This window comes from Staphylococcus sp. HMSC055A09, from assembly GCF_001809655.1.
GTDB classification, from domain to species: domain Bacteria; phylum Bacillota; class Bacilli; order Staphylococcales; family Staphylococcaceae; genus Staphylococcus; species Staphylococcus capitis.
Map to the genome: position 1 here is coordinate 990,684 of NZ_KV798369.1, position 21,163 is coordinate 1,011,846.

Sequence of the window (21,163 nt, forward strand, 5' to 3'; positions counted from 1 at the left end):
TTAATCACTCACTTTCTGACCAACGATGCAGACCCAACCGTTGTCATGTTCTACAGAAATGATATTAAAACCAACACGCTTCATATGAGATTCTATCTCTTCATATTTTTCTTCTATAATACCTGAAGTAATAAAATATCCTTCTTCAAATAATGTATTATAAGCATCTTCTATCATTTCTTCAATAATGTGAGCAAGAATATTTGCAATAACGATATTATATTTCTCTTTTTCTTCTTTTAATAAATTACCGGGAACAGCTTCAATTGCGTCTTCACAACGATTCTTTTTGAAGTTCTCCTTAGCAACATTTACTGCCATTTCATCAATGTCTAATGCTTTAATTCTTTTAACACCAACGAGATGACTGGCAATACTTAATATACCTGAACCTGTTCCAACATCAATAATAGAATCAGTTGGTTGAACATATTCTTCAATAGCTTTTAAACACATACTAGTAGTTGGGTGGTCACCTGTACCGAAAGCCATACCAGGATCGAGTTCAATACATAACTCATCACTGTTTTCTCTTGTGTAAGTTTCCCAACTTGGAACTATGGTAAATCTATTAGAAGCTTTAAAGGGATGAAAATAATTTTTCCATTCATTCGCCCAATCCTTCTCCGCAATTTCCTTTTCTGAAAATGTAAGTACTTCTTTATCTAAATTTGATACATTTAAAATATTATTCTTAATACTCTTTCTGAGTTCATCATTGAATGTAAGTTCATTAAAATAAGCTTTTAAACGAACACCACTACTAGGATAATCCTCAGGATTTAATTCATAAATCTCACCAAATTTATCTGATGGTGGTGTTTCTAAGTCTCTTGAATCTTCAATGACTACACCATTAGAACCATGATCTTCAAGTATATCAGTTACTTCAAATTCAACATCGTGATTAACTACAATTGAGAGTTCCGTCCAATTCATTCTCTATTCTCCTTTGAAGAATCTTTTTGCTCTATCTTTAAAATTAGAAGGTTGTTCACTCACGTCTTCGCCAATAATTTCAGCAAATTCTTTCATAATTTCTTTTTGTCTATCGTTCATTTTAGTTGGAGTAACTACTTTAATATTAACGAATAAATCTCCATAACCATAACCGTGAACGTTCTTAATACCTTTATCTTTAAGACGGAATTGCTTTCCTGTTTGTGTACCTGCAGGTATTGTTAGCACTACATTACTATTTAAAGTTGGTATTTTGATTTCATCGCCTAAGGCAGCTTGAGGGAAGCTCACATTTAAATTGTAGTAAATGTCATCTCCATCACGTTCAAATGTATCGGAAGGTTGAACTCTAAACACTACATATAAATCACCGTGAGGACCACCGTTTACACCTGGTGAACCTTCACCAGCTAAACGAATTTGTTGTTCAGTATCTACACCTTCTGGAACTGTAACTTCTAATTTAACAGTTTTATTTTCAGTTCCTTTACCGTGACAAGTAGGACATGGCTCTTCAAATTCTTGACCACTACCTTCACATTTAGGACAAACTTGTTCAGTTCTGACTCTACCTAAAATAGTATTTTGTTCGACGGAAACATGACCAGCTCCATTACAATAGCTACAAGTTTTTTTACTTGTTCCAGGTTTCGCGCCTTCACCATCGCACGTATGACATGTTACATCTTTTCTAATAGAAATTTCTTTTTTAGTACCAAAAACAGCTTCTTCAAAGGTAACAGTCATAGTATATTGTAAATCATCACCTTTACGTGGCGCATTAGGATCACGTTGTCTTGAACCACCACCGAAGAATGAACTGAAAATGTCTTCAAATCCACCTCCGCTAAATCCGCCAAAGTCTCCGCCACCGAAACCTTGACTACCGAATCCTCCTTGTGGGCCTTCATGTCCAAACTGGTCATAATTTGCACGTTTATTATCATCACTTAAAACTTCATAAGCTTCGGAGATTTCTTTGAATTTTTCGTCTGCGCCTTCTTCTTTATTAATGTCTGGATGATATTTTTTTGATAATTTACGATAAGCTTTTTTAATTTCGTCCTTAGAAGCGCTTTTACTTACGCCTAAGACTTCATAATAGTCTCTTTTGGCCACAACTATCTCTCCTTTTATACGTTTAACAAGATTAGTTTATCTGATTAATTCTTACTATCCAAATAAAAAGCCAAAGCCAATGTTCAATTGACTTTGACTTTTTTGGCTTAGTCATAAATTAAACTTATATACTAACTCAACCTAGAATTATTTTTTATCTTCGTCATCTTTTACTTCTTTAAAGTCCGCATCTTCTACAGTGCTGTCTTGAGAACCTTGTTCTCCTTGAGCTTGTTGCTGTGCTTGTTGAGCTTGTTCGTATACTTTAGCTGATAAATCTTGAACAACTTTTTCAAGTTCTTCTTTTTTAGATTTGATGTCTTCCATATCTTCGCCTTCAAGTGCAGATTTAAGCGCATCTTTTTTCTCTTCAGCATTTTTCTTATCATCTTCACTAATATTGTCGCCTAAATCAGTGATAGTTTTTTCAACTTGGAATACTAAGCTATCAGCTTCGTTACGTAAGTCCACTTCTTCGCGACGTTTTTTATCTGCTTCAGCGTTTTCTTCAGCATCTTTAACCATGCGATCAATTTCTTCATCAGATAATGCTGAGCTTGATTGAATAGTGATATTTTGTTCTTTGTTAGTTCCTAAATCTTTAGCAGTTACATTAACGATACCATTTTTATCAATATCAAATGTTACTTCGATTTGAGGTACACCACGTGGAGCAGGTGGAATATCAGTTAATTGGAAACGACCAAGAGTTTTGTTATCTGAAGCCATTGGACGTTCACCTTGTAACACGTGAATATCAACTGCTGGTTGGTTATCAGCTGCTGTTGAATAAACTTGTGATTTAGATGTTGGAATAGTAGTGTTACGTTCAATTAATGTGTTCATGCGTCCACCCATGATTTCAATACCTAGTGATAATGGTGTTACGTCTAGTAATACCACGTCTTTAACATCACCAGTGATGACACCACCTTGGATCGCAGCACCCATAGCTACTACTTCATCAGGGTTTACACCTTTATGAGGGTCTTTACCTACTTCTTTTTTAACAGCTTCTTGTACTGCTGGAATACGAGTAGAACCACCAACAAGGATAACTTCATCAATATCAGAAGTTGATAAGCCAGCATCTTTTAGTGCTTGACGAGTTGGTTCCATTGTTTTTCTAATTAATGAATCTGCTAATTCTTCAAATTTAGAACGAGTTAAGCTAATTTCTAAATGTAATGGACCACTTTCTCCAGCTGAAATAAATGGAAGTGAAATTTGAGTTTGAGATACACCTGATAAGTCTTTTTTAGCTTTTTCAGCAGCGTCTTTTAATCTTTGTAGTGCCATTTTATCTTGAGATAAATCTACGCCATTTTCTTTTTTAAATTCTGAAACTAAGTAATCAATAATTACTTGGTCGAAATCGTCACCGCCAAGTTTATTGTCACCTGCAGTAGATAATACTTCAAATACTCCGTCACCTAATTCAAGGATTGACACGTCGAAAGTACCGCCACCTAAGTCAAATACAAGAACTTTTTGATCTTGTTCAGTTTTGTCTAAACCGTAAGCTAAAGCAGCTGCAGTAGGTTCGTTGATAATACGTTCAACTTCTAGTCCAGCGATTTTACCAGCATCTTTAGTAGCTTGACGTTCAGCATCATTGAAGTAAGCTGGAACAGTGATAACTGCTTTATCAACTGTATCTCCTAAATAACTTTCAGCAGTACTTTTTAAGTTTTGTAAAATCATAGCTGAAATCTCTTGTGGAGTGTATGATTTATCTTCGATATCTACTTTGTAGTCTGTACCCATATGACGTTTAATTGATTGAACTGTATTAGGGTTAGTGATTGCTTGACGTTTAGCAACTTCACCTACTTGAGTTTCACCATTTTTAAAAGCAACTACTGAAGGAGTAGTGCGTGCGCCTTCTGGATTTTGAATTACTTTTGGTTCGTCACCTTCTAATACGGCAACGCAAGAGTTTGTTGTACCTAAGTCGATTCCGATTACTTTACTCATAATAAAATTCCTCCAATATCATTTTGTAATTTTATACAATGTTTTTTCAATCAGTTTATTGATTTACTTTTACCATTGATGGTCTCAAGACGCGATCTTTTAGTTTGTAACCTTTTTGAAGTTCTTGAGTGATTTCCCCCGATTTAAAATCAGGATTATCATCTTGAACCACCGCTTGATGAAGATTAGGGTCAAATTCTTGACCTTCAGCTTCAATTTCTTCAAGACCATTATCTTTTAAAGCTCTAAGTAAACTTTCATGAACCATTTGGACACCTTTTTGTAGTGATTTAAATGATTCATCATCACCTTCAATTTGTAATGCACGTTCAATATTATCTATTGACGGAAGGATGTCAGTTAAAACACCTTGAGCTTGATAAGTTTTGTTAATTTGATTTTCATTTTGAATTCGACGCTTATAATTTTCAAATTCAGCGTACAATCTTAAATATTTCTCTTCATTATCATTTGCTAGCTTTTCTAATTCTTGAATTTTCTCATCTTTAGGATCTACATCCTCAGTTTGAACTTCTTCCTGAGAATCTTCTTGCAAATGATCTTCATTTACTTCACTATTGTCAGTATTTTCAACTGAGTCTTGAGAATTATCAACATTTTGAGTTTCTACATTCTCTTCTGAATTAACTTCTTCCGCAGTATTATTCACTGATTGATCTTTTTCTGTCATTTTCTGACCTCCAATACAATTCTAATTACTACCATATTTGGTTAAGTAATTGAATTACATTTTGATAATGCATCGCAGTTGGTCCTATGACCGCAATTTGTCCTTTAAGTGATTCATCAACATGATACTGACTAGTAACTATGGAGATATCACTTAAGCTCTCATCAATTTCCTTTCCTATTCGAACATTGATTTGAGAAGTAGAAATATCATCTAAAAGTTCAGTTATTCTATTTGATTCAATGTACTGCAATATAGGTTGAATCGATGATACGTTAGTTTCGTTTAACGCATCAATAAGTTTAACCTTTCCACCCATGTAAATGTTATTACTTTGATTATTAATATGAATATTAATTAATTCAATCATCTCATTTACTAACTCTTGTTCATCACTAGAATTAACAAAACTTTTAATCTCGTGTTGAATATCTTGGTTATGTTTATTGAAATGGACAGTTAAAAAGTTAGCTATTCTGTTTAGATTGAGATGATTAAGTTGTATTTGAGTTACAACATGAATATTTTCGACATGTCCGGATGAAAAGACCATAACTAATATAACCAAATGACTATTGGCTTGAATCAAATGAATATTATTAATAATATCTTGATTGTGATTTGGACGTACAACCAACGTTGCATATTGAGATTTCATAGATAGTTCATTAGCAAAGTATGTCAATGCTGTAGAAATATCATAGTGATTCTCAATCAATAATTGATTTAAACGTTGAATTTTGTTTTGATTTTGATGAGATGTTTGTTCTAATAAACGATTGACATAGTATCTAAAACCTAATTCTGAGGGAGTCCTGCCAGATGAAGTATGCGTCTTCTCAATGAAGTTCATATCTTCAAGCTGTTTCATTTCATTTCTAATAGTTGCTGGGCTTACCTCTAAATTATGTCGGTGAATTAATGTTTTAGAACCAATCGGTTGTCCAAAATCAACATAATCTTCAACAATCGCATTAAGAATGCTTAATTGTCTTTCTGTAATCATGTTTTCACCTCATTAGCACTCTTTTCTCTCAAGTGCTAATTATAATTTATCAAAAAGGTCAAAGTAAGTCAATGTTAAAGCATTAAAATATCAAATTTTTTATACGTTGAGTAAAAAAGCCTCGAAAACCTCATTCCCAATGACTTTACCACGTTCAGTTAATGATATATAACCGCATTTATTTTCTAATAAATTTCTATTTATTAAATCCGTAATTGTTTGACCAAATACCTCTTCAATATTTATACCAAATTTTCTCTTAAATCTCGATATGCTAACACCTTGGTTCATTCTTAAGCCAAGAAACATCTCCTCTTCCATTCTCTCTTCAAAAGTTGGGGTGTTCTTTGTAAGTATAGGTTCCTCATTGTTATAAATAGCTTTAATATAATGATTGACTGGATTGAGATTGGTATATCTTACACCATCCACATAACCACTTGCTCCTGCACCAAAACCATAATATTCTTCATTAAGCCAATAGACTTTGTTATGAGTTGATTCGTGACCTTTTTTCCCGAAATTAGAAATCTCATACTGATTTAAATTAGAATCCTCTAATCGTTTCATCAAATATTGGTACATATCTGCCCCTAAATCCTCATTAGGAAGCTTTAAATGTCCTTTTCTATACATGTTGTAAAATTGAGTTTTTGGTTCAAGAATAAGACCATAGCTCGAAATATGATCAATATCCATTTCTAAAGCTAATTCTAAACTTTGTTTAAAATCTTCTAATGATTGCTGGGGTAAATGATACATTAAATCAAGGCTAATTGAATTAATACCTGCCTTGCGAGCGTTGTTTACAGCGCTATAGATATCATTAGTTTTATGAGTTCGTCCAAGAATTTCTAACAACTCTGGCTTAAACGTTTGTACTCCCATCGAAATTCTATTAACACCATATTTTCTTAAAAGTACTACTTTCTCATAAGTTAATTCATCGGGATTAGCTTCAAATGAATATTCTCCATGAATAGTAAACGTGTTATTAATAGCTTTTAGTAGTTTTTCAAGTTGTACAATATTCAATGCAGTGGGTGTCCCTCCGCCAACATACATTGTCTCAAGCTTTCTATTATTTTCAACTTGCATTTCTTTAATGAGCGCATCTAAATATTCATCTACTGGCTGCTTATCTATAAAATACTTATTAAAATCACAATAAGTACAGATTCTTACACAAAATGGTATATGTATATAAGCACTTTTAACTGTCAAAAAACCCCCCCATTCACTAACGTAAAAAGAGCGGAAGTGAAATCAATTTCTTTATACAACGATTTCAACATCCCGCTTCAATGTTATTTAAATTATTATAAACTATTCATCTTCCATTTTAAGCACAGCTAGGAAAGCATCTTGAGGAATTTCAACATTTCCTACAGCTTTCATTTTTGCTTTACCTGCTTTTTGTTTTTCTAAAAGCTTACGTTTACGACTAATATCGCCACCATAACATTTAGATAAAACATTTTTACCCATAGATTTAATATTTGTACGGGCTATAATTTTTTGACCTATAGCTGCTTGAACAGGTACTTCGAACTGTTGTCTAGGTATAAGTGTTTTTAATTTTTCAACAAGTGCTTTACCTCTTTCATATGCAAAGTCTCTATGGACGATGAAACTTAAGGCATCCACTTTATCTCCATTAAGTAAGATATCCATTTTAACTAGATTACTTTCTTTATTTTCAATGAATTCATAATCAAATGAAGCATAACCTTTAGTATTAGACTTAAGTTGGTCAAAGAAGTCAAACACAACTTCAGATAATGGAATTTCATAAACAATATTTACTCTTATATCATCTAAATAATCCATATTTACAAATTGACCTCGCTTACGTTGGCATAGTTCCATCACTGCACCAACATAATCATTAGGTACCATCATTGTAGCTCTTACAAATGGTTCATAAATATGTTCTATTTTGTCTCTTTCTGGCATCTGAGCTGGATTGTCAACAGTAACTTCAGTTCCATCCTTTAAAATACATTCGTATATAACTGAAGGAGCCGTTGCAATTAATTCAATACCGAACTCTCTCTCAATTCTTTCTTGAATAATTTCCATATGCAACATGCCTAAGAAACCAGTTCTATATCCGAACCCTAATGCTTGTGATGACTCAGGCTCAAAATCGAGTGAAGCATCATTGAGTTGTAATTTTTCTAACGCTTCACGTAAATCATTGTAATCTTTATTATCTATTGGGAATAGACCACAATAAACCATTGGATTCATTTTTTTATAACCTTTGAGTGGCTTATCTGCAGGGCGATTAGCTAATGTGATAGTATCACCTACACGTGAATCATCTACATTTTTAATACTTGCAATGATATATCCTACATCTCCTACTGTTAATTCTTCAACAGGAAGCTGTTTAGGTGTATTAATGCCTACTTCTGTCACTTCAAATTCTTTACCCGTAGCCATCATTTTAATCTTATCCCCGGCTTTAACTACACCATCAATGATTCTAATAGATGAGATAACGCCTCTATAAGGATCATACTCTGAATCAAATATTAGAGCTTTTAAAGGTGCATCAGGATCTCCATCAGGAGCTGGTACAACTTCTACTATTTTTTCTAAAATTTCTTCTATACCGATATTTGATTTGGCACTAGCAAGTACTACATCATCTTGGTCTAAACCAATAACATCCTCTAATTCTTGTTTAACTCTTTCAGGTTCAGCTGCAGGTAAATCAATTTTGTTAACAACTGGTAATAACTCTAAGTCATTATCAAGAGCTAAATATACATTTGCTAAAGTTTGAGCTTCAATACCTTGAGCGGCATCTACAACTAAAATTGCGCCTTCACATGCAGCTAATGAACGCGACACTTCATATGTAAAGTCGACATGTCCTGGTGTATCTATAAGATGGAAAGTATATGTTTGACCATCTTTAGCATCATATTTCAAACGAACAGCATTTAACTTTATAGTAATACCGCGTTCTCTTTCAAGGTCCATGGAATCAAGTAGTTGATCTTGCATTTCACGTGTTTCAACTGATTTTGTATTTTCAAGGATTCTATCCGCTAACGTTGATTTCCCATGATCTATGTGTGCAATGATAGAGAAATTTCTGATATTTTCTCTTCTATTATAGCGTTCTTGCTTATCCATCTTATCCTTCTCACTTTCATAATATTAACCCGATATATGTATACATCTTTGATATGATAACGTTTTTAGAGGGTAATTGCAAACACTCTATCTAAGAGCTTAAATTTTCATTTTCTATTAATATTTATTTACCCTAACAATTTTAATTATATAGAGTTAAAACACACTTTCCAATAGTTAAAGTTACTAAACATGATTAATATTACGCATAAATAAATGATTGCACAAAGGTAAGACATTTGATAAAATATTTCTTGTTGTAATCAAATAAATTTTGATAAGTTAAGCTCACTTTTAGGAGGTGACAGAAATGCCAAACATTAAATCTGCAGTTAAACGTGTTAGAACAACTGAAACAGCTGAAGCACGTAATATCTCTAAAAAGAATGCAATGCGTACAGCAGTTAAACGCGCTAAAACAGCTATCTCTACTGATGCTGAAAACAAAAACGAATTATTAAGTTTTGCAATTAAACAAGTTGATAAAGCTGCTCAAAGCAACTTAATTCACTCAAACAAAGCTGATCGTATTAAATCTCAACTTATGACAGCTAACAAATAATTCAGTTTATTAAAAAAGATCAAGTATAGTGCTTGATCTTTTTTGTTTAATCATTAATCTATAAAGATAAAATTAATAATTCTAAAATTAACTGTTTGTCCATATAAGCAGATTTTAATTTATAATCGGTTTCTGCACATGAATCAATAATGTTTAATAAATCATTTAATTGATAGTATCGTGCTTGGTTTAGAGCAAGTTTCACTCTATACGGATGAGCACTAACTGTCTTCGCAATCTGCTGGCCACTGTACCCTTTTTGTTCTAAAATCTTAGATTGATAATATAATCTGTAATTACTAGTTATTAAAGCTAAAAGTTTTATAGGTTCCTCTTTCATAGTAATTAAGTCATTCAATAATTGTATAGCCTTATCTTTTTTCCCTTTTTGAATATATTCAGTTAAAAGAAAAACGTTTTGCTCTAAGCTTCTATTTATAATTTGATTAACATCATCTTTATTAACTGTAGGTCTATCTCCTATATACAGCATAAGTTTCGAAAGCTCCTGTGAAACAATGTTGAAATTAATTCCTGTTAGTTCAATAAATAGATTTAAAGCATCTTGTTTAATATCTTTATAATTTTCGTGTAATTTATTTTGAATCCATTTTTTTATTTCTTCTTCAGACATTTGTTCAACTTTTTTGAGTTGCGCATTTTTTTTAAGTGATTTTGTTAATTTTTTACGTTCATCTAACTTATTTTGATAAACCTCAAAAAGAATCAGATTATCCCCGTCATATTTTTCTATAAATTCCATTAACTGCTCTGGATTATGATTGAGTTCCTTTGCACCTTTTTCACCTGTAAATATGTATGCATTTTTTACTACAATAGCTTTTTTATCAGAAAAAAAAGGCATAGTTAATGTTTCTTCAATGATGGGCGTTAGATCATTTTCATACATATTAAATTTAACGTAGTTAAAATCATCTTTTTCTTGTCCGAGATAATTATTTACTATTTCTGAACTTTTCTTCTCAACAAGTTCAGGTACTTCGCCATAGATAGTTATGATATTGTCGCTCATAAGTGCATCCTTCCTCTATTTCTCATACTTTTAAATTATATCATTTTATTGAGTGACTTCTCTAGCGATAGTTTTTAGATGATCTTTAACATTTAACACACTTAAATGGTGTTTATCTAAATTAATCGTCATTTCACCGTTTTGTTGCGTATCATACACTAAGCTTCCATATCTCTTTAAACGTTCAATAACTTCGTCATTAGGTAATTTATATTTATTATGTTTTCCACTTGAAATCAAACTTAACCTTGGTTGAATTTTCTTAATAAATTCTTCAGAGCTACTTGTTCGACTACCATGATGTCCTACTTTTAAAATATCTATTGTAGGCAAATGATATTTCTTCAATAAAATATCCTCATTGTTTTTAGTGGCATCACCCATGAGTAAAATATTTCTATTGTTATATTTTATTAATGTAATGATTGAATACTCATTTTTATCGGAACTTGAGGATATAAATGTATCGTAAATTTCTAATTCAGTATCATCAATCTTTATTTGAGGTATATTTTTAGCTTCAATTATATTTATCCTTTTTTTCTTGCATTCGTTGTGAACTTGATTTAATAAATGCTTAGGAAAACCATCACTGTTTAATATTAAATTTTTAATTTTAACATGGTCTATGATATAAGGAAGTTCCCCCATATGATCCGCATGTGGATGAGTAATAATTAAATAATCAATCGTAGTAATACCTCTTCGCTTCAAACTTGGGAGAATTTTGTATTTAGCAATATTATGATGTTTAAATTCAAAGTTTTCTTCTCCTTTCCCTCCAGTATCTATTAATACAGTTTTATTTGTATTACTTTTGAAAAGTATGCTATCCCCCTGGCCTACATCAAAAATTGTTAACTCTACGTTTGAAGGTTTACTCAATGTAGATATTATTACTAAGGTAATTAAAAAGTATATTAGGGATTTAAAAATCTTTTTGTACACTAATAAATAATAAGCAATCAATATATTTATTAACAATATTAGTAGATAAATTTCGCTTAAAGAAGGTATAAACCACTTATAATTATTAAATTTCAAAAAGAAGTGGAGTAATAAATCATGTATTTCATAAATTTTATTCGTGTAAACATTTAGAATTTCAAAATTTGATACAATGTGAGTCATAATAAAAAAGCAAATTATTGAAGGAAAAAGTATGAAACTGTAGAAAGGCACAAAAACTAAATTCGAGAGGAAACCAATCCATTGAAATTGATTAAAATGATATGTACTTATAATAATAGAACTATATTGAGCTATACAGGTAATGGCTAATATGCTTTGAAATGAAGTTAATTTTTTTAAATAAGGTTGTGATAGTAAAATAAAAAAGCAAATTAAGAAAGAAAATTGAAAACCTATATTATAAACATAACCTGGATTGCTTATAAACATCATAATAAATATGATAGAAAGCAAATCAATAGAAGATTTTCTGAATCTTTTAGGAAGGATTAAAACTAATATTGCGATTGAAATTGCTCTTACTGCGCTAGGAACAAAGTCAGTATAAACAGCGTATAGTACTAAAACATTAATAATCATTGTTTTAATAATGACAAGTGGCGTGTTAAATCTCACTAAAAGTTGATGAATGAGAAGTATAATTGCTGCTACATGAGTCCCACTCACTGCTAGTAAATGATATATACCTATATCCTTCACTTTATCTCTATAATCAGCATTGATTAATAATGGATTACCTGTAATCAGTGCTAAAATTCGATTTGGATATTTTACACCTGAATGTTGAATCTTATCGATTATATAGTCTTGATGGAGATAAATGAATTTAAACCTATCATTATAAGTACATGAATTAGTGTGAATTTCATTCAGTGTAATTGATGGAGGAACTTTATCAAACTTGAATTCCCCATTTATACTACAAGTGTGATGTTTGAGGGAGGTAATGTTTGTCTTATTATTGTTATTATAAAAGAAATTATAATTTTTACCTTTATAAACTAATATTCCAGTAATAAAATTATTTTGAACTTTAAATGTTTTAAATTTTACGTAATCATTAACTTTGGGATTATACATTAGTATGCGTTGTTCATGGTCAACACGTTGGTTATATGTTTGTGTAATATAATTTGAAAAGAAAGGACACACAACAATAAGTAAGATTATTGGAAGTTTAAGTTTTTTGATGAAGATTAATAAGATTAAAAGGAAAAATAAAGAGATAGAGATAACTTTGAAATTCATCCAAAGTATCCCTACTAAAAATGATAGTGCTATGTATATCATTGATTACCCCTGTGTTAAATATTGAGCTACATATTCCGGTGTAAATGGAATTTTTTTATATTCAATACCAGATTGATTTAGTAACTTAATCGCATAATTATGATTGTGGTAATCTTCAGCATAATAAATTGTTTTAATCCCTGCTTGAATAATAGATTTAGTACAATTTAAACAAGGGAAATGTGTAACATATATTGTCGCTCCCTCTGTTGAAACGCCTTGTTTAGCACACTGAAGTAATGCATTCATTTCTGCATGAATTGTTCTGATACAATGTCCATCTTCTATTAGGCAACCTTCATCTATGCAGTGAACTTCACCGGCAACTGAACCATTGTAGCCTCCTGCTATAATTCGATTATCTTTAACAATAGTTGCTCCTACAGATAGTCTCTGACATGTTGATCTCAAAGCAAGTAAATGACTTTGAGCCATAAAATATTCTTCCCATTTAATTCGTTCCATGTAAAGGTGCCTCCTTATCTTGAATAACAATCAACATTTATAGCTTAATCATTTACAATTATAAATGCAATCATTGACCAGTTAAACAACAAGATGTTCTTTAAGTTTCTCAAATGTTTTTTCGCCAAATCCTTTAATTTTTTTCAAATCTTCTATATTCTTGAACCCTCCATTTTGCTCTCTATAATTAATTATTTCTCTTGCTTTAGAAGGCCCAACGCCTGGAATGCTTTTTAAATCCGTTTCAGTGGCATTATTCAAATTAATTTGTTTATTTCCCTCATTTTGATTGATATTATTATTTGAAATATTATTCACCGTATTATATTGACTGTGTTCTCCCTTTTTAGGAACATAAATTAGCTTTTGATCTATTAACCTTTCAGATAAGTTTACTTGTGATAAGTCTGCATCCTTATAAGGTTTAGCTTTATTAATTGCATCTATGACTCTTTCAGTGTTTGTCATCTGATAAACATTTGGATGTTCTACTGCACCTTTAATATCTATAAAAATTTTTTCATTGTTGTTTCCTCTTTGAGATTGTCTTTCTTTTTCATTATTATCTTTGTTAGTTGAACTATATCTCTTAGAATTAACCTGCTTGCTATTAATCTCTTTGTTAAATTCGTCCTCTTTGCTATTGTCTTCATAATGATTAAATAGACTTAAAACTATCATTGCTAAAACTACTAGACCTATAATTAAATAAATTTTCCATTTAATAATAAATTCAATATACTTATTACCTTTGTTAAACAAAAAAATCACCCCTTCACACTTAATAACGTATGAACGAGTGATTTTACTTCTATTTATTTCATAATCTATTTTTTTACAACGAAAAATAATCGATCAGCATCTTCTTCTTTTTGATTAAAATCAAAATCGGTGAAAGTTTTAATTTCTTTAAAACCAGCCTCATTGAGTAACCTTTTATAAACATCTTCTTCATATGTGCGTTGATAATGGGATTCATCAAAGCGTCGATAACTTCCATTATTATTATGAATGAAAAAAGTCATTTCATGATAAACACTTAATGGTTCATTTCCTTGAATTGCTTCCCAACCTAAGAAGACATTTTCTGTTTCATCAATATAACTTTGATTATTAAATAAAGTATTCATCTTATGTACAGTATGCACATCAAATAGAAATACTCCATCATCGGTTAAATGCTGGTAAACTTTATTAAAGGTTTCTTTAACTTCTTTACTTGAAGATAAATAATTCAGTGAATCACAAAATATTGTAATGATATTGAATTTTTGGTTCAACTTAAAACTTGTCATATCTCCTTCTAACCATCTAACTTCATTAGATTTTTGATTAGCGATAGTTAACATATCAACACTTAAATCCATTCCGATAACATTGCCTAATGGAACCAACATATGTGTTAAATTTCCTGTACCGCAACCTAAATCTAGAATGTCATTAGATTCTCTCTTTGAAAAGGTTTGAACTATATTGAACCAAGCATCATATGGTTGATCTTGAGTAAGCTGGTCATAGACCAAACTCAAATCTTCGTATTGACTCATATTTTAATAAGCAACCTGACCATATGACTCATATGGAGCATCTTGATATAATTTCTCGATATTATAATAATTTCGCTCATCCTTATGGAAAATATGAACCACAACATTAGCTAAATCAATTAATACCCATCTTGCGTCGTTATAACCTTCCATACGTTTAACATCAATACCTTGCTCATGAACAGCTTCTTTAACAGCTCTTGCAATGGATTGTACTTGTCGCTCATTGTTACCATGACACACAACAAAGTAATCAGTCATATCGCTGATACCTTGCATATTAAGAGAAATTACATCTTCTGCTTTTTTGTTTTCTGTCGCTTCGACAGCAATATTTAATAATTCTTCTGAACTCATTTAATCATCCTTTATTCTTTCGTCACTATAATTATAATAATTCAAGCATGCAATCGTAGCGCCATATACCGTAATGTCTTTACCGATTAAAAATAAAACTGTTCGCTTAGAAATTTCATAAATTGTTTTATCTAAGCTACCTTGATTGTATGCCATATCTCTAATTTCTTCAACTCCTGGGGTTTTTCTACCAGGTTCAATATAATCAGCAATAAAAATAAGCTTTTCTGTTTTAGTCATTTGCTGACGCCCAGTTGTATGATATTTTATAGCTAGTAAAACCTCTTCATCTTCAATGTGATAATCATGTTCCATGATTGCAGCGCAAACAGGTCCATGTAAGATTTCACTTCCATAACTAAGTAAGTCACTCTCTAATTCACATTGTCTAACAATTTGGTACATTGAACTTAAATCATCATACTTACAATAGTCATGTAAAACACCAGCTAATTCTGCTTTATCTTTATCTCCATCATATATTTCTGCTAATTTTACAGCTGTCTCAGCAACTCTAAGCGAGTGATTATAACGTTTCTCGGGCAATTTTTCTTTCACTAGCTTTTTAGCTTCACTAATTTCCATAAAGTCCTTCCTCCTCAATATAGTCCTCCACTTTATTAGGGACGAGTGCTTGTATAGATTTATGATTTTTAACACGGTCTCGAATCATTGTTGAACTAATATCAATACGAGGTATTTTAACCGATATCATACCAGTTTCGACACTTTGATAATCTGACTCACGATTAACTATAACGAAGGTGATCAACTTTTTTAATTCGTCAATTTTAAACCACTTATCAAGTTGCTCATATTGATCAGTTCCTATTACAAAATAAAATTCATCTTTAGGATTGTTACGCTTTATTTCAGACAACGTGTCATAAGTATAGCTTTGTCCTTTTCTATCTAATTCACTAGTACAAATTTTTCCAAAACCTAATTCCTCTATGACAAATTCAATCATCTTCATACGATAAGAAGCATCTAGGAAATCTTGATGTTCTTTCAACGGAGCCATGTAACTAGGTAAGAAATAAAATTCATCAGGTTGTAATTCATGGAACACCTCGCTAGCTACCACCATATGAGCGGTATGAATCGGGTTAAATTGACCGCCGTATAATACAATCTTTTTAGACATTAGGGTAAAACGATGTCTTTATTTTCTTGAGATTCTTTATAAAGTACAATCATTGACCCGATTACTTGTACTAATTCACTTTTAGCTGCTTGACTAAGTTCATTAGCTAATTCATTTTTATCATCAAAATTATTTTGTAATACATGTATTTTAATGAGTTCTCTTTTCTCTAACGTTTCATCAATTTGAGAAATCATATTTTCGTTAATTCCACCTTTACCTATTCGGAAAGTTGGATCAGTATTATGAGCTAAACTACGTAAGTATCTCTTTTGTTTTCCAGTTAACATTATAAATCTCCTTTTAATTTATCTAATACAGTATTTTTCATGATTTGAATATTAGGTTGTTCTCCTGTCCAAATTTTAAAGCTTTCAGCACCTTGATACACAAACATATCTAAACCATTATAAATGGGGTTACCTTTACTTTCAGCTTCTAATAAGATTGGAGTCTTATAAGGAATGTACACTATATCACTTACTAACGTATGAGGAGATAAATTTCTTAGATTTATCACACTATCATTATTTTTATCCATTCCAGCAGGTGTTGTATTAATAACGATATCAAATTCATCCAAATACTTCTCAGCGTCATTTAGAGAAATAGCATTAATATCTAAATTCCAATCTTCAAATCTTGACATTGTACGATTAGCAATTGTTAATTTGGGTTCAACAAATTTAGTTAATTCGTTAGCAATCCCTTTACTTGCACCACCAGCACCTAAAATGAGTATATAAGCATTCTTTAAATCATCATAAATTTGTTTTAAGCCAGTTACATAACCTATACCATCTGTATTATAGCCTATCCACTTACCATCTCTAATTAAAACAGTATTTACCGCACCTACTGTTTTAGATTGCTCATCTACCTCGTCTAGATAAGGTATTATCCGCTCTTTATGAGGGATAGTGACGTTAAATCCACTAAGTTTCTTTTCAGTAATGATGTCTCTAAGTAAGTGGAATTCGTCATTAGGAATGTCTAGTGGTTCATAGGTGTAATTTAAACTTAAATTTGAAAAGTTAGCACTATGCATTATAGGTGATAAAGAATGAGAAATCGGGTGGCCAATTACTGCAAATTTCATTCTCAACCACTCCCTTTTATAAAATAGAATTTCTTAAAATGACGTCTACATTTTTGGGTACACGCACGATCACTTTTGCACCTTCGTCAATTGTGATAAATCCTAAGCCTGATATCATAACATCACGTTTAGCTTTACCAGTTTCTAATCTAACAGCTTTTACGTCATTTAAATCAAATTGACTTGCGTCATGTGGTGGTGTTAAAAGTGAACCCAATTGATTTTTCCATAATTCATTAGCTTTTTCAGTTTTTGTTCTATGGATATTTAAATCATTGGAGAAGAAACATACTAATGATCTTTTACCTCCAGATACATAATCAATTCTAGCTAAACCACCAAAAAATAATGTCTGTTCTTCATTTAGTTGATATACGCGTTGTTTTATTTCCTTTTTAGGCATAATGGTTTTTAATTCTTTATCAGAGACATAGTTTGTCATTTGATGCTCTTGTATAATACCAGGTGTATCATACATAAACGTAGTTTCATCAAGCGGAATATCAATCATGTCCAAAGTAGTACCTGGAAATCTTGAAGTAGTTACTACATCTTTTTCACCAACACTAATTTCAATTAATTTATTAATTAAAGTAGATTTCCCTACATTAGTCGTACCTACGACATAAACGTCCTCATTATTTCTCACTTGATTAATTGACTGCATCAACTCTTCAATGCCCCAACCTTTATCAGCTGAAATAAGTACAACATCATCGGCTTCTAAGCCGTATTTTCTAGCAGTTTTCTTTAACCACTCTTTTACACGACGCTGATTGATTTGTTTAGGTAGTAGATCAAGTTTGTTTGCAGCTAAAATGATTTTTTTATTACCTACAATACGCTTAATTGCATTAATAAATGAACCCTCAAAGTCAAAAACATCCACAACATTAACTACAATACCAGATTTATTAGAAAGACCAGTTAATAAATTTAAGAAATCCTCACTGTCCATCCCAACATCTTGAACTTCATTATAATTTTTTAATCTAAAACATCTTTGACATATAACATCTTCACGGAACATATTATGTTCAGGTACATAGCCTGGAGCATTTTTATCTTCTGATTGTAGTGGAGCGCCACAACCAATACATTTTAGTAATTCACTCAAACACTATTCCTCCCATTTGATATAACCTTTTTTTCTAAAATGATTTAATAAGCGTCTTTCAATTAGACGATTAAATTTAGTCACAAAGCCATCAGTTCTTTTAACTGGAACGACCATAATAGTATATAGTCCATTGCGATTACCACCGAAAACATCTGTAAGCATTTGATCTCCAATAACAACAGTTTCTTTAGCTTGTATATTCATTTGTTTAATAGCTTTTTTAAAAGCTTTACCCATTGGTTTACGTGCTTTGAATATAAAATCTACTTCTAAATCTTTAGAAAAACTAGATACACGTTCTTCATTATTGTTCGACACAATTGTAATTGTAATACCAAGCTCACGCGCTTTAGAGAACCACTCTTTAATTCTCTCGGTAGGCTCTTTAACGTCCCAACCAACAAGGGTGTTATCTAGGTCTGTAATGATTCCTTTAACTCCCATACTCGCTAATTTTTCTATATCTATATCGAATACAGATTGTACGTATGCATTTGGCATAAATAAATTTTTAATAATACCCATTTTATAAATTCACCTTTACTTTTATAATGATTTAACTAACAATTCAACTGTCTCACTCGAAGAAATCGCAGCTTGACCTAAAAATTCTTCAAATGAAATATCTGCTTCTCCATTAGCTAAATCTGAAACTGCTCTCGTCACAATAAATGGAACGTTAAATTGGAAACATGTTTGTGCAATAGCTGTCGCTTCCATTTCTACTGCCATTGCATCTGGAAATTGTGATTTAATTTTATTTCGTTGTTGAGCACTACCAATAAAACTATCGCCACTAGTAATCATGCCAACTTTACCATTTAGCTGTTGCTGTTTTAATATATCAATTGTTTTTTCTAATAATTTTTCACTAGACTCATAACGCTCTGGCATTTGTGGGATTTGACCATAAGCATAACCAAATGCTGTTGCATCTGCATCATGATAAATGACTTCATTACTAACTAATACGTCACCCACTTTTAAACTCTCATCAAGAGCGCCAGCAGAACCTGTATTAATTACTATATCTGGATTGAATTTTTCAATTAATAAAGTCGTTGATATAGTAGCATTCACTTTACCTATTCCACTTTGAGTTAAAACAATGTCTTTATTATTAAGTGTACCAGTATAGAATTTTACGTGTGCCACACTAATTTCACTTAAGTCGACAATTTTATCTTTGAGTATACCTACTTCTTCTTCCATAGCTCCAATTATGCCTATCATTTCTATTTACACCTCTTTTAAAAAGTCCTAGCACTACGTATTTTATCACATTTTAAAATTCATCACGATAGGATAAGTTAATTATCAAAAGAGAGTTAAATAATTAAATTTTTAAGACTTTTTAATAAAAAAATACTTCACATCTTAACGACGTGAAGTAATAAAAAATAATTAACCTTTCCATAAGCTTGCTAAATCTTGTAGAGAGAAAATACCAGTGATAATCGTAACTATAACTGCTATGATTCCGAAAACAAGCATCCAAGTAGGATGTTTATAATCTCCAACAATAGATTTTTTACGACTAGCTATTAAGATAGCCCCTAGTGTAATTGGTAAAATCCAACCATTGATTGCTCCCGCAATTATAAGTAAACTTACAGGTTTACCAATGAATAAGAAAATTAATGTTGAGATAACTATAAACATAATGACTATTAAATTATTTTTATTAAATAAAGACTTATGTAATGTCTTCAAGAAGGTTGCACTTGTATATGCTGAACCGATAACAGATGACATCGCTGCTGCAAAAATAACTACACCAAATATATTTTTTCCTATTGGACCAATAGCGTGTTCAAACACTGAAGCAGGTGGATTTTCTGCACTTAACGTAACTCCAGTAACAACCACACCTAAAACTGCTAAGAAAAGTAAAGTTCTCATAACTCCTGTTGTTAAAATACCTGCAATCGCAGATCTGTTAACGAAAGGTAAAAACTCTTTACCTTTCATGCCAGAGTCTAATAATCGGTGTGCTCCTGCAAAAGTTATATAACCACCTACAGTGCCTCCGACTAAAGTAATTATAGGTAAAATAAGTTTGATTGGATGTTCAGGTGCAACCATGTGTACTAATGCATCACCGTATGGAGGATTAGAAACTACCATCACATATGCAACGACCAAAATCATTACTACCCCTAGAATCATAGATACTACATCCATTATTTTTTGGCCACTTTTACTTACAAAGATTAAGATAGAGAATATTGCAGTTATAGCTGCACCCCATTTAACATCTAAACCAAACATTGCATTGAGTCCAAGACCTGCACCTGCAATATTACCTATATTAAATGCAAGTCCCCCAAATGCTATTAATATTGATATCACTGTGCCTAATCCAGGTACAACTTTATTTGAAACTTCTTGACCACGCAATCCAGTAACTACTAAAACACGCCAAATATTAATTTGAGCACCAATATCAATTAATATTGATATTAAAATAGCGAATGCAAAACTAGCATAAAATTGTGCTGTAAAAACAGCCGTTTGAGTTAGAAATGCCGGACCAATGGCAGAAGTAGCCATCAAAAATACTGAACCATATAATAAACGTCTATGACCTTTTGTAAATTTAAAGTCTTTCCCACTTTGTTTTGTTTCTTGATTGTTGCTTTGTTTAAAATTTTCTCCCATCTCTGGT

22 protein-coding genes are annotated in these 21,163 nt (G+C 31.5%); 1 reads left to right on the forward strand and 21 read right to left on the reverse strand.

From position 1 onward, the window contains the following. The 7 genes from prmA to lepA form a co-directional block, all read right to left on the reverse strand. Nucleotides 1–939, reverse strand: a complete 939-nt coding sequence (gene prmA, locus HMPREF2642_RS10185; protein WP_070597834.1) for a 50S ribosomal protein L11 methyltransferase — start codon at nucleotides 937–939, stop codon at nucleotides 1–3. Between the two features lie 3 nt (nucleotides 940–942). Continuing rightward, nucleotides 943–2,079, reverse strand: coding sequence for a molecular chaperone DnaJ (gene dnaJ / locus HMPREF2642_RS10190; RefSeq protein ID WP_070597835.1), 1,137 nt, complete (start codon nucleotides 2,077–2,079; stop codon nucleotides 943–945). 147 nt (nucleotides 2,080–2,226) lie between these two features. Continuing rightward, nucleotides 2,227–4,056, reverse strand: coding sequence for a molecular chaperone DnaK (gene dnaK, locus HMPREF2642_RS10195; protein WP_002436539.1), 1,830 nt, complete (start codon nucleotides 4,054–4,056; stop codon nucleotides 2,227–2,229). Nucleotides 4,057–4,111: 55 nt separating this feature from the next. Continuing rightward, nucleotides 4,112–4,747 (reverse strand): nucleotide exchange factor GrpE, encoded by a 636-nt coding sequence (gene grpE / locus HMPREF2642_RS10200; RefSeq protein WP_070597836.1) that lies wholly within the window; start codon nucleotides 4,745–4,747, stop codon nucleotides 4,112–4,114. A 28-nt stretch (nucleotides 4,748–4,775) separates the two neighbouring features. Next, the gene (gene hrcA / locus HMPREF2642_RS10205; RefSeq protein ID WP_070597837.1) at nucleotides 4,776–5,753 is read right to left on the reverse strand and encodes a heat-inducible transcriptional repressor HrcA; all 978 of its coding nucleotides are present in this window, start codon (nucleotides 5,751–5,753) and stop codon (nucleotides 4,776–4,778) included. Nucleotides 5,754–5,852: 99 nt separating this feature from the next. Continuing rightward, nucleotides 5,853–6,977: a radical SAM family heme chaperone HemW gene (gene hemW / locus HMPREF2642_RS10210; RefSeq protein WP_070597838.1), complete on the reverse strand. Its 1,125-nt coding sequence runs from the start codon at nucleotides 6,975–6,977 to the stop codon at nucleotides 5,853–5,855. A gap of 102 nt (nucleotides 6,978–7,079) precedes the next feature. Then, nucleotides 7,080–8,903, reverse strand: a complete 1,824-nt coding sequence (gene lepA, locus HMPREF2642_RS10215) for a translation elongation factor 4 (protein WP_002436542.1) — start codon at nucleotides 8,901–8,903, stop codon at nucleotides 7,080–7,082. Nucleotides 8,904–9,213: 310 nt separating this feature from the next. Between lepA and rpsT the strand changes: the two genes are divergently transcribed. Then, on the forward strand, nucleotides 9,214–9,465 hold the full coding sequence (gene rpsT, locus HMPREF2642_RS10220; RefSeq protein ID WP_002436569.1) for a 30S ribosomal protein S20: 252 nt from the start codon (nucleotides 9,214–9,216) through the stop codon (nucleotides 9,463–9,465). A 58-nt stretch (nucleotides 9,466–9,523) separates the two neighbouring features. Here rpsT and holA read toward each other — a convergent pair whose 3' ends face one another. The 14 genes from holA to HMPREF2642_RS10290 form a co-directional block, all read right to left on the reverse strand. Next, on the reverse strand, nucleotides 9,524–10,498 hold the full coding sequence (gene holA, locus HMPREF2642_RS10225) for a DNA polymerase III subunit delta (protein ID WP_049427545.1): 975 nt from the start codon (nucleotides 10,496–10,498) through the stop codon (nucleotides 9,524–9,526). A gap of 45 nt (nucleotides 10,499–10,543) precedes the next feature. Then, complete coding sequence (locus HMPREF2642_RS10230; protein WP_070597839.1) at nucleotides 10,544–12,760, reverse strand: DNA internalization-related competence protein ComEC/Rec2; 2,217 nt, start codon at nucleotides 12,758–12,760, stop codon at nucleotides 10,544–10,546. A 3-nt stretch (nucleotides 12,761–12,763) separates the two neighbouring features. Continuing rightward, nucleotides 12,764–13,225 carry a ComE operon protein 2 gene (locus HMPREF2642_RS10235; protein ID WP_002436740.1) on the reverse strand — a complete coding sequence of 154 codons (462 nt, stop codon included), beginning with the start codon at nucleotides 13,223–13,225 and terminating at the stop codon, nucleotides 12,764–12,766. A gap of 81 nt (nucleotides 13,226–13,306) precedes the next feature. Continuing rightward, complete coding sequence (locus HMPREF2642_RS10240; protein WP_070597840.1) at nucleotides 13,307–13,987, reverse strand: helix-hairpin-helix domain-containing protein; 681 nt, start codon at nucleotides 13,985–13,987, stop codon at nucleotides 13,307–13,309. Nucleotides 13,988–14,052: 65 nt separating this feature from the next. Beyond that, complete coding sequence (locus HMPREF2642_RS10245; protein ID WP_070597841.1) at nucleotides 14,053–14,772, reverse strand: class I SAM-dependent DNA methyltransferase; 720 nt, start codon at nucleotides 14,770–14,772, stop codon at nucleotides 14,053–14,055. A gap of 3 nt (nucleotides 14,773–14,775) precedes the next feature. Next, on the reverse strand, nucleotides 14,776–15,129 hold the full coding sequence (gene rsfS, locus HMPREF2642_RS10250) for a ribosome silencing factor (RefSeq protein ID WP_002436550.1): 354 nt from the start codon (nucleotides 15,127–15,129) through the stop codon (nucleotides 14,776–14,778). Beyond that, complete coding sequence (yqeK, locus tag HMPREF2642_RS10255; RefSeq protein ID WP_002436723.1) at nucleotides 15,130–15,714, reverse strand: bis(5'-nucleosyl)-tetraphosphatase (symmetrical) YqeK; 585 nt, start codon at nucleotides 15,712–15,714, stop codon at nucleotides 15,130–15,132. After that, nucleotides 15,704–16,276 (reverse strand): nicotinate-nucleotide adenylyltransferase, encoded by a 573-nt coding sequence (locus tag HMPREF2642_RS10260; protein WP_002453369.1) that lies wholly within the window; start codon nucleotides 16,274–16,276, stop codon nucleotides 15,704–15,706. Before HMPREF2642_RS10260 ends, yqeK begins: the two co-directional genes overlap by 11 nt. After that, on the reverse strand, nucleotides 16,276–16,566 hold the full coding sequence (yhbY, locus tag HMPREF2642_RS10265) for a ribosome assembly RNA-binding protein YhbY (RefSeq protein ID WP_070597842.1): 291 nt from the start codon (nucleotides 16,564–16,566) through the stop codon (nucleotides 16,276–16,278). The genes HMPREF2642_RS10260 and yhbY overlap by 1 nt, the downstream gene beginning before the upstream one ends. Then, entirely contained in the window at nucleotides 16,566–17,375 is an 810-nt protein-coding gene (gene aroE / locus HMPREF2642_RS10270) for a shikimate dehydrogenase (protein ID WP_049427534.1), read from the reverse strand. Before aroE ends, yhbY begins: the two co-directional genes overlap by 1 nt. Before the next feature lie 16 nt (nucleotides 17,376–17,391). Then, nucleotides 17,392–18,492, reverse strand: coding sequence for a ribosome biogenesis GTPase YqeH (yqeH, locus tag HMPREF2642_RS10275; RefSeq protein WP_049427531.1), 1,101 nt, complete (start codon nucleotides 18,490–18,492; stop codon nucleotides 17,392–17,394). Nucleotides 18,493–18,495: 3 nt separating this feature from the next. Continuing rightward, on the reverse strand, nucleotides 18,496–19,020 hold the full coding sequence (locus tag HMPREF2642_RS10280; RefSeq protein WP_049427529.1) for a YqeG family HAD IIIA-type phosphatase: 525 nt from the start codon (nucleotides 19,018–19,020) through the stop codon (nucleotides 18,496–18,498). A gap of 21 nt (nucleotides 19,021–19,041) precedes the next feature. After that, nucleotides 19,042–19,728 (reverse strand): 5'-methylthioadenosine/S-adenosylhomocysteine nucleosidase, encoded by a 687-nt coding sequence (mtnN, locus tag HMPREF2642_RS10285; RefSeq protein WP_023350170.1) that lies wholly within the window; start codon nucleotides 19,726–19,728, stop codon nucleotides 19,042–19,044. Nucleotides 19,729–19,899: 171 nt separating this feature from the next. Then, a complete protein-coding gene (locus HMPREF2642_RS10290) occupies nucleotides 19,900–21,156 on the reverse strand; it encodes an NRAMP family divalent metal transporter (RefSeq protein WP_023350169.1) in 1,257 nt (418 codons plus the stop codon). Nucleotides 21,157–21,163: the final 7 nt, after the last annotated feature.

Excerpts from the sequence above, each read along its gene's own strand:
- HMPREF2642_RS10230 (WP_070597839.1), bottom strand. The coding sequence starts at position 12,760 with ATGATATACATAGCACTATCATTTTTAGTAGGGATACTTTGGATGAAT.
- mtnN (WP_023350170.1), bottom strand. The coding sequence starts at position 19,728 with ATGATAGGCATAATTGGAGCTATGGAAGAAGAAGTAGGTATACTCAAA.
- prmA (WP_070597834.1), bottom strand. The coding sequence starts at position 939 with ATGAATTGGACGGAACTCTCAATTGTAGTTAATCACGATGTTGAATTT.
- HMPREF2642_RS10260 (WP_002453369.1), bottom strand. The coding sequence starts at position 16,276 with ATGTCTAAAAAGATTGTATTATACGGCGGTCAATTTAACCCGATTCAT.
- yqeK (WP_002436723.1), bottom strand. The coding sequence starts at position 15,714 with ATGGAAATTAGTGAAGCTAAAAAGCTAGTGAAAGAAAAATTGCCCGAG.
- HMPREF2642_RS10245 (WP_070597841.1), bottom strand. The coding sequence starts at position 14,772 with ATGAGTCAATACGAAGATTTGAGTTTGGTCTATGACCAGCTTACTCAA.
- holA (WP_049427545.1), bottom strand. The coding sequence starts at position 10,498 with ATGAGCGACAATATCATAACTATCTATGGCGAAGTACCTGAACTTGTT.
- HMPREF2642_RS10290 (WP_023350169.1), bottom strand. The coding sequence starts at position 21,156 with ATGGGAGAAAATTTTAAACAAAGCAACAATCAAGAAACAAAACAAAGT.
- grpE (WP_070597836.1), bottom strand. The coding sequence starts at position 4,747 with ATGACAGAAAAAGATCAATCAGTGAATAATACTGCGGAAGAAGTTAAT.
- aroE (WP_049427534.1), bottom strand. The coding sequence starts at position 17,375 with ATGAAATTTGCAGTAATTGGCCACCCGATTTCTCATTCTTTATCACCT.
- dnaK (WP_002436539.1), bottom strand. The coding sequence starts at position 4,056 with ATGAGTAAAGTAATCGGAATCGACTTAGGTACAACAAACTCTTGCGTT.
- rpsT (WP_002436569.1), top strand. The coding sequence starts at position 9,214 with ATGCCAAACATTAAATCTGCAGTTAAACGTGTTAGAACAACTGAAACA.
- hrcA (WP_070597837.1), bottom strand. The coding sequence starts at position 5,753 with ATGATTACAGAAAGACAATTAAGCATTCTTAATGCGATTGTTGAAGAT.
- rsfS (WP_002436550.1), bottom strand. The coding sequence starts at position 15,129 with ATGAGTTCAGAAGAATTATTAAATATTGCTGTCGAAGCGACAGAAAAC.
- yhbY (WP_070597842.1), bottom strand. The coding sequence starts at position 16,566 with ATGTTAACTGGAAAACAAAAGAGATACTTACGTAGTTTAGCTCATAAT.
- lepA (WP_002436542.1), bottom strand. The coding sequence starts at position 8,903 with ATGGATAAGCAAGAACGCTATAATAGAAGAGAAAATATCAGAAATTTC.
- HMPREF2642_RS10235 (WP_002436740.1), bottom strand. The coding sequence starts at position 13,225 with ATGGAACGAATTAAATGGGAAGAATATTTTATGGCTCAAAGTCATTTA.
- HMPREF2642_RS10280 (WP_049427529.1), bottom strand. The coding sequence starts at position 19,020 with ATGGGTATTATTAAAAATTTATTTATGCCAAATGCATACGTACAATCT.